6 protein-coding genes are annotated in these 7725 nt (G+C 69.9%); 2 read left to right on the top strand and 4 right to left on the bottom strand.

All coding sequences use genetic code 11. The features are described 5' to 3' along the window. Positions 1-198: 198 nt before the first annotated feature. Complete coding sequence (locus GT354_RS18850) at positions 199-2442, bottom strand: MMPL family transporter (RefSeq protein WP_161357466.1); 2244 nt, start codon at positions 2440-2442, stop codon at positions 199-201. A gap of 1018 nt (positions 2443-3460) precedes the next feature. On the opposite strand from GT354_RS18850, the gene GT354_RS18855 reads away from it, so the two are divergent. Continuing rightward, positions 3461-4090 (top strand): ATP-dependent Clp protease proteolytic subunit, encoded by a 630-nt coding sequence (locus GT354_RS18855; protein WP_161357467.1) that lies wholly within the window; start codon positions 3461-3463, stop codon positions 4088-4090. Next, positions 4087-4674: an ATP-dependent Clp protease proteolytic subunit gene (locus GT354_RS18860; RefSeq protein WP_161357468.1), complete on the top strand. Its 588-nt coding sequence runs from the start codon at positions 4087-4089 to the stop codon at positions 4672-4674. The genes GT354_RS18855 and GT354_RS18860 overlap by 4 nt, the downstream gene beginning before the upstream one ends. Positions 4675-4716: 42 nt before the next feature. Here GT354_RS18860 and GT354_RS18865 read toward each other — a convergent pair whose 3' ends face one another. The 3 genes from GT354_RS18865 to GT354_RS18875 form a co-directional block, all read right to left on the bottom strand. Beyond that, entirely contained in the window at positions 4717-5094 is a 378-nt protein-coding gene (locus tag GT354_RS18865) for a helix-turn-helix transcriptional regulator (RefSeq protein WP_161357469.1), read from the bottom strand. Between the two features lie 85 nt (positions 5095-5179). After that, positions 5180-5827 carry a response regulator transcription factor gene (locus GT354_RS18870; RefSeq protein WP_161357470.1) on the bottom strand — a complete coding sequence of 216 codons (648 nt, stop codon included), beginning with the start codon at positions 5825-5827 and terminating at the stop codon, positions 5180-5182. Beyond that, positions 5812-7071 (bottom strand): histidine kinase, encoded by a 1260-nt coding sequence (locus GT354_RS18875; protein WP_161357471.1) that lies wholly within the window; start codon positions 7069-7071, stop codon positions 5812-5814. Before GT354_RS18875 ends, GT354_RS18870 begins: the two co-directional genes overlap by 16 nt. Between the last annotated feature and the right edge of the window lie 654 nt (positions 7072-7725).

The following is a 7725-nucleotide window of genomic DNA, read 5'->3' on the forward strand; positions in this document are numbered from 1 at the left end:
CGCCCGTTCGTGATCGAATCCCCCGACGCCCTGCGCGAGCACGTACACGCCTTGGCCCGCCGCCTCGCCGGCTACGCCGACGCACCCGCGTCCTGAGCACGACCGCCACCGCACGCACCGCCGTCCCCGGCGAAGTGCGGGATGCACCTCGCCGGGGACGGCGGTGGTCGGTGGCGGCCGGCGAGTGCCGGTCGGGGGTCAGACGCCCGCGGGTTCGAGGTCCCGATCCGGGTGCGGCTCCTGTGTGTTCGCGGCCTGGGCGTCGATGTGCTTGCGCAGGCTCTCGCCCTCGACGTCGACGTTCGGCAGGATGCGGTCGAGCCACTTCGGCAGCCACCACGCGGACTTGCCCAGCAGGGCGAGTACCGCGGGGACGAGTGCCATGCGGACCACGAAGGCGTCGAGGAAGACGGCCGCGGCGAGGCCGAAACCGATCATCTTGATCATCGAGTCGGTGGCTCCGATGAAGCCGGCGAAGACCGCGATCATGATGATCGCCGCGGCCGTGACCACGCGTGCGCCGTGCCTGAAGCCGCTGACGATGGCTTCGCGTGGGCTCTCACCGTGCACGAAGGCTTCGCGCATCCCGGTGACGAGGAAGACCTCGTAGTCCATCGCGAGGCCGAAGACGACGCCGATCAGGAAGATCGGCATCATGCTCATGATCGGGCCGGTCTGCTCGACTCCGAACAGTTCGTTCAGCCATCCGTACTGGAAGATCATCACGACCGCGCCGAGTGCCGCGGTGACCGACAGCAGGAAGCCGAGGGCCGCCTTGAGCGGCACCAGGATCGACCGGAACACCGCGATGAGCAGCAGGAAGGCGAGTCCGACGACGAGGATCAGGTAGGGGATCAGCGCGTCGTTGAGCTTCTGCGAGAAGTCGATGTTCAACGCCGGGGTGCCGCTGACCAGCGTCTTCGCCCCGGTGGGGGCCTCGACCTTCTTGACCGCGGCACGGATGTCGTGGACAAGCGTCTCGGTCTTGGGGTCGCTCGGCTTGGTCGTCGGCGTGACCTGGAAGGTGGCCAGGTTGCCGGCGTCGTTGAAGGCGGCGGCGCCGACCGAGGCGACGCCCTTGCCCTTGAGTCCCTCGACCTGCCGGCGGACCGCTTCCGCGGCGCCCGGAGCGTCCGTGCTCTTGGCGGTGTCCACCACCAGCAGCAGCGGGCCGTTGAAGCCGGGGCCGAAGCTCTCGGCGAGCATGTCGTACGCCTGGCGCTGCGTGGTGCTGGTCGGCTGCCCACTGTCGTCCGGCAGGCCGAGGTTCATGCTCGCCGCCGGAAGCGCGACGGCTCCGAGCCCGACCACCGAGATCAGCAGTACGGCCACCGGGTGCTTGAGCACGAAGCGGGCCCAGCGCGAGCCCATGTTCGGCTTGTCGTGACCGTGGCCGAGACCGGCCTCGTGCCTGGCCGCGCGCTTGCGGTCCTTGCGGCCGAAGATCCGCTTGCCGGCGAAGCCCAGCAGCGCCGGTACGAAGGTGAGCGCGACGAGCACCGCGATGACGACGGTGAAGGCCGCGGCCAGGCCCATCTCGGTCAGCACCGGGATGTTCACCACGGCCAGGCCGGACAGCGCGATGACGACGGTGAGCCCGGCGAAGACCACCGCGGAACCGGCGGTGCCCACCGCTCGCCCGGCGGCCTCCTCCGGTTCACGACCGAGTTTCAGTTCGCTGCGGTATCGGGAGACGATGAACAGCGCGTAGTCGATGCCGACCGCGAGTCCGATCATCATCGCCAGCGTGGACGTGCTCTCCGAGAGGTCGAAGATGCCGGCCACCGCGGTGATGCCGGCGATGCCGATGCCGACCCCGAGGATCGCGGTGAGCAGCGGCAGCCCGGCGGCGATCATCGCGCCGAAGGTGATCGCGAGCACGACGGCCGCGACCCCCACGCCGATGATTTCGCCGTTGCCGACGCTCGACTCGGCCACCAGCGCGTCGCCGCCCACCTCGACCTTGAGCCCCGCGCTCTGGCCCTGCTTCACGGCGGCCTTGAGGATCTCGCGGGACGAGTCCTTCAGCAGGTCGGCCCCGACCAGGTAGTCCACCGTCGCGTACGCGGTCGACTTGTCCTTGCTCAGCGTGGCGTCGGAGAAGGGGTCGGAGGCGCCGGCTATTTCCTGGGTGTCCTTCAGAGCGCCCATGGTCTTCTCGACGCCGGCCCTGCTGGGCTGGGCGTCGATCTGCTGCCCGGCGGGGGCCCGGAAGACGATGCGCGCGGTGGCACCGCCGCCGCCGGCGTCGGGGCTGCGCTCCTCGAGCAGGTCGATGGCCTTCTGCGCTTCGATCCCGGGGATCGAGAACGGCTTGGCGGCGGGCTTGGAGGCGGATGCGGCGCCCACGCCGACGGCGACGAGGATCGCCACCCAGATCAGGAGGGCGAGTCGCCTTCGACGGAACGTCAAGCGCCCGAGTCGATACAGGAAGGTAGCCATGAAAACGGATCTCCGGGTCGGTCGAGGGGTCGACAACGGCCCGCGGGACCAGCCCGGGGCGGCAGGCATCACCGGTCGGGCGGAACGCGGAAGTGTCGGCGCGCCGAGGAAAGACCAGCGGGCACGCCGGGAACAGAAGTACGTCGGTCAAGCCAAGGGAGAACTCACCGCGGCGGGCGGGAGTTCGGGCAGGGCAGGCCCGTGGGGCGGGCCCTGCGCGTCGGTGGAACGATCAGGTGGGGCGTGGGGCGAGCCCCGAAGTACGGGTCGGGCGCGGATCGAACCGAATGCAGGTCAGGCCGGACAGCTTCCGCCGAGCGACCGGGCAGTCGACGGGCCCCGGCGCTCGGCCGGACGGTCGTCGTGGGTGCCGGGCCGACGGTGCGGATGCTGCATGCGGCGGGTCTCCTGACTGGGTGGTGGCTGCTCGGCCGACTCGGGGTCGGCGAGCGTGTGGTGTATGGGTCTGACTCTAGAAAGTATTGCGGCCGGATCACTGCCACGACTCCCCCGCAGGGCTTGACATCTCGTACTACGAGGGACGTAGAAACGCAGCGCGCCTACTATCCCCGCACTGCTGCCGTCTCCACCCCGTGCACCGCCCGCGCTCGCGCCGGGGTGCGCCGAAACGGTTCGCCGTCACGTCGGACGGTCCTGGCGGCCCACCGAACTCCCTTTGGTACCAAGGGATTTCACGCACGACGCAGCCCTGCTGGTGGCGACGGGCGGGACGGCCACGACACGCCGCGACCTCGGCCGGCGTGGCTGATGGCTGCCGCCGGCCACGCCTTTGGCGTCCGGCCGAACGGCAGGTGTACGGCACGACGAGCGCAGGTTGCGCCCGGGTGTACGGCGAGCCGCACGGCGCGCGACGGCGCCGCGGGCCTGCTTGTCACGGCCTGCCTCACCACCGCGTCGGCCGCGCCGACCACGACCGCCGGGGCGGATCTGCTCAGGGCGGATCTGCTCAGGGCGGATGTGCCGGCGGATGTCGGGGGTGGCGGGTCAGGGTGGTGGCATGAGCGAAGACACGAAGGCCACGCTTTTTCCCGAAAGCACGCGGCGCGCCCTGTATGCGCAACGCGTCCTGCTTCTCGACGGACCGTTGGACGACGACAACGGCACGTTGCTCACGACGCAGTTGCTCACTCTGGCCGCGGAGGATCCGACCGCGGACATCGCGCTGTGGATTCACTCGCCCGGTGGGTCGGTGCCGTCGATGCTCGCGATCCGTGATGTCATGCACGTCGTTCCGTGCGACGTGTCCACGCTGGTGTTCGGAATCGCCTACAGCGCGGGTCAGTTCCTGCTCTCGGCGGGGACACGCGGCAAGCGTCGGGCGTTGCCGCACGCCCGCGTGCTGATGCACCAGGGTTCCGCGGGTATCGCCGGGACCGCGGTCGACGTCGAGTTGCAGGCCAACGATCTTCGTCACACGCGTGACACCGTGATCGGTCTCATCGCGCAGGACACGGGACAGCCCGTCGAACGCGTCTTCGAGGACTCCCTCCACGACCGCTGGTACACCGCGAAGGAGGCCCTCGACTACGGCTTCATCGACGCGATCGTGGAGAAGTTCGACGACATCGCACCGCGCGGTGCCCGCCGGTTCGCACAGACCACCGGATTCCAGGGGGATTTGGGATGAGCACGTACACGATTCCGAACGTCACCACCCGCGACTCCCGCGGCGAGCGCGTCATGGACGTCTATTCGCACCTGCTCGCGGAACGCGTCATCTACCTCGGGACCGCCATCGACGCGGGGGTCGCCAACGCGCTCGTGGCGCAACTGCTGTTCCTGGAGGCGGACAACCACGAGCAGGACATCCAGCTCTACATCAACTGCGAGGGCGGCGACCCCAGCGCGATGCTCGCGGTGTACGACACGATGCGCTACGTCCGGTCGCAGATCGCCACCACGTGCGTGGGACAGGCCGTCGCGGTGGGCGCGGTCCTGCTCGCCGCCGGCGAACCCGGCAAGCGCGCCGCCTTGCCCCACGCACGGGTGGTGCTGCATCAACCCGCCGCGCAAAGTCGCGGCGCGATCCCGGATCTGATCCTGCAAGCGGACGAAGTGGTGCGCGTCCGCGCCGACATCGAGCGGATCCTGTCCCGGCACACCGGCCGAAGCACGGAGACGCTGCGCGCGGACACCGACCACGACCGGGTCTTCACGGCCGCGGGAGCACAGGAGTACGGGCTCATCGACGTCGTGCTCGAGGAGCGTTGACGCTCCCGCACCGCCGCGAGCCCGCTCTCCGTCGCCGTACGCTCACGCCACCAGCGCGAACGCGGAGCGGCAGACCGTGGTCGAACGGCCCACCGGCCGGGTGCTCTTCAGGTTTTCGGTGACCGCGAGGGTCAGATCCACCAGGGTCGCCCCCAGCGCCCCGCCGACCGCCGCGATCATCTCGCTCGACGGCTCCTTGATACCGCGCTCCACCTCGGAGAGGTACTGCGGGGAAAGGCCCGCGCGGCTCGCCGTCTCGGCGAGGGTCTCGCCGCGCTCGTGTCGCAGCGAGCGCAAGTGGTCGCCGAGCACGTGCCGCCACAGCGGCTCGTGCCTCGGTGCGGTGGGTCGGCGTGACGCGGGGGCGCCTTGCTCGTTGTCGTCGACACGGGGCGGAAGCGAAGCAGGAGTCTCGGCCATGCCTGATGGTAGGCCGCTTCCCGCCTTCGTTTCCGCGTTGTCCGCCCGCAGCGGAATTCGGCGTGCGCGGCGACGGCGCGGCACGTCAGGGCGTGTTGAGGTAGGTGAGGACGGCGAGGACGCGACGGTTGTTGTCGTCGTCGTCGGTGATACCGAGCTTGCCGAACATCGAGGTGGTGTATTTGCCGATGGCGCTGTCACTGAGGAAGAGCCGTCGCCCGATGGCCTGATTGGACAGTCCTTCGGCCATGAGGGCGAGCACCGAGTGTTCGCGGTCGGTGAGTCGTTCGAGTCGTCGGTTCGAGGTCCCGCCGGTCAGCAACTTGGCGATGACGACCGGATCCATGGCGGTACCGCCGGCGGCGACGCGTTCGAGGGCGTCGATGAACTGATCGCCGTCGAACACGCTTTCCTTGAGAAAGTAGCCGATGCCGCCGGCGCCGTCGGCCAGGAGCTCGCGCGCGTAGAGCTGTTCGACGTGCTGGGAGAGGATCAGGATCGGCAGTCCGGGCAGTTCGCCGCGGGCGGCGAGAGCGGCCCGCAGGCCCTCGTCGGACTGGGTCGGCGGCATGCGGACGTCGACGACGGCGACATCGGGCCGAGTGCTCAGCAGCGCGTCGAGCGTCTCGGGTCCGGTGGTCGCCGTCGCCACCACCCGGTGTCCGTAAGCCTCGATGAGGCGGACCATCCCGTCGCGCAGGAGATAGAGGTCTTCGGCTACAACGATTCGCATGGCACCATCATCCTCACCCGGGTCGGGCCGCCCGCAGGGCTGGTGACCTCCAGGGTTCCGTCGAAGACCGCCAGCCGGCGGCGCAGCCCCGCGAGCCCACCGCCGGCTCGCACGTCGGCCCCGCCTCGACCGTCGTCCTCGACGTCGACGACGACCTCGGTGTCGGTGTCGTCCCGGGCGAGGAGGATCCGCGCTCGGGTCGCGTCGGCGTGCTTGGCCGCGTTGGTCAGCAATTCGGCGATGCCGAAGTACAGGGCGGACTCGATCACCGGGTCCAGGCGCAGTCGGGCGGCGGCGTCGACCTCCGCTTCGAGCGGACTGTCCAGGGCGAGGGCGCGAACGGCGTCGACGAGCCCTCGCTCGGTCAGCACCGGCGGACTGATGCCCTGTACGAGTTCGCGTATCTCGGTCAGTGACAGGGCGGCGCCTGCTCGCGCCTTGCGCATCAACGCCTTGGCCTGGTCGGGGTCGGTTTCCATCAGCTTCTCCGCGGTCGCCAGCGAGAGCCCGAGCGCGACCAGGCGGGCCTGCGCCCCGTCGTGCAGGTCCCGCTCGATGCGGCGGATCTCGGCGGCCTGCGCGACCGTGGTGTCGGCGCGCTGGGCGGTCAACTCGTCCACCCGGTCCGCCAGGACCATCGCCGACGACGCGCTCAGGAAGCGAACAGCCACCGGCTCGACGGTCCGCCAGGCGTACGGGGCGGTCGCGACGGCCACGACCGAACCGAGCACCCCGACGACGACCCCGAAGAGCGTCGCATGGACGAAGCCGAGCACCGCCGCCGCGACCGCGGCCGGCGGAACGGCCGAGAGCACGCCCGCGGTGATCGGTGCGATCGCCGTGAAACGCAGGTCACGCCACGTCGCGGGGTCGCTCCACCGGAGCCGCAACTCCTGATCCTCCCGAGCCTCCTTGCTGGTGCGCGAATAGGAGGACCCGTTCCACCAGTATCCGGTCGACATCCGCGTCACCGGCCCGACTTCGCGGTATCCGGCGGGAACGACGGTGGTCGTCCACCGCGCGACCAGGAAGCGGAAGATTCGGCAGACCGGGCGGGACAGCGCGAACGTGCCGATGCATGCCCACACGATCGGCACGATCCACGACCACGGGTTCGCCCACCAGATCATCAGCGCCACGGCGCCGGCCCAGACGGCCGGAACCAGCATGGCGACGACCGTGACGACACACGCCCGTACGAACCCCACGCAGACACTCGCCGACCACGACACCACCTGTCGCATGACCTCTTCCTCCCACTTCACGACTTCGATCGCGGTACCTGCGGCTCGCGCGATGCGCGATCCGGTCGGTACGGCCTGGTGCTCTCACTGTGCACCGCACGAAGCCCGACTCCCGCCGCTCGGCCTCGGGAGTAGGTCTGGCCCCACCCCTTCGTGAGTCCAGGCACACCGGGCAACTCCCCGATTCCCGCCCCGCATCGGATGGACGAGGCGACCGAAGCGGCCGATCCCGGACGGGACATCGGTGTCTCGGACTTTTCCACCGACCTCGGAGATCACGGAAGGATAACGGGTTCGGACCAGAAGTTCGTTCCCTGTTCAACCGAGCGACGGGCGTTCGTGGGTGGCCGATCCCCGGGCCGTTGCACAGTGGTCGCGCACGCTCTCGCGGGCGGTCCGGTAGGACAGGCGACTCGGGCCGCACGTCGCGGAGTTCGGCACCGCTCCACCTGCTTCACCCGCAGCACCACCGACAAGAACAGCCGGGCCGACCGCGTGAACGCGATCGGCCCGGCGGGCCTGTGGCGGATTGCCCCCGCCTCGGCCCGACCCCACTCCGGTTCATCCACCGAGGGAGTTATCGAAGTGTACGGATCCACCCGAGCCAAACGCGGTCTCGCCGCCGCCGCGGTCACCGCGGTCGCCGTTCCGCTC

The organism is Streptomyces sp. SID3343, from assembly GCF_009865215.1.
In the GTDB taxonomy this organism is placed as follows: Bacteria; Actinomycetota; Actinomycetes; order Streptomycetales; family Streptomycetaceae; genus Embleya.

Excerpts from the sequence above, each read along its gene's own strand:
- GT354_RS18855 (WP_161357467.1), top strand. The coding sequence starts at position 3,461 with ATGAGCGAAGACACGAAGGCCACGCTTTTTCCCGAAAGCACGCGGCGC.
- GT354_RS18865 (WP_161357469.1), bottom strand. The coding sequence starts at position 5,094 with ATGGCCGAGACTCCTGCTTCGCTTCCGCCCCGTGTCGACGACAACGAG.
- GT354_RS18875 (WP_161357471.1), bottom strand. The coding sequence starts at position 7,071 with ATGCGACAGGTGGTGTCGTGGTCGGCGAGTGTCTGCGTGGGGTTCGTA.
- GT354_RS18850 (WP_161357466.1), bottom strand. The coding sequence starts at position 2,442 with ATGGCTACCTTCCTGTATCGACTCGGGCGCTTGACGTTCCGTCGAAGG.
- GT354_RS18860 (WP_161357468.1), top strand. The coding sequence starts at position 4,087 with ATGAGCACGTACACGATTCCGAACGTCACCACCCGCGACTCCCGCGGC.
- GT354_RS18870 (WP_161357470.1), bottom strand. The coding sequence starts at position 5,827 with ATGCGAATCGTTGTAGCCGAAGACCTCTATCTCCTGCGCGACGGGATG.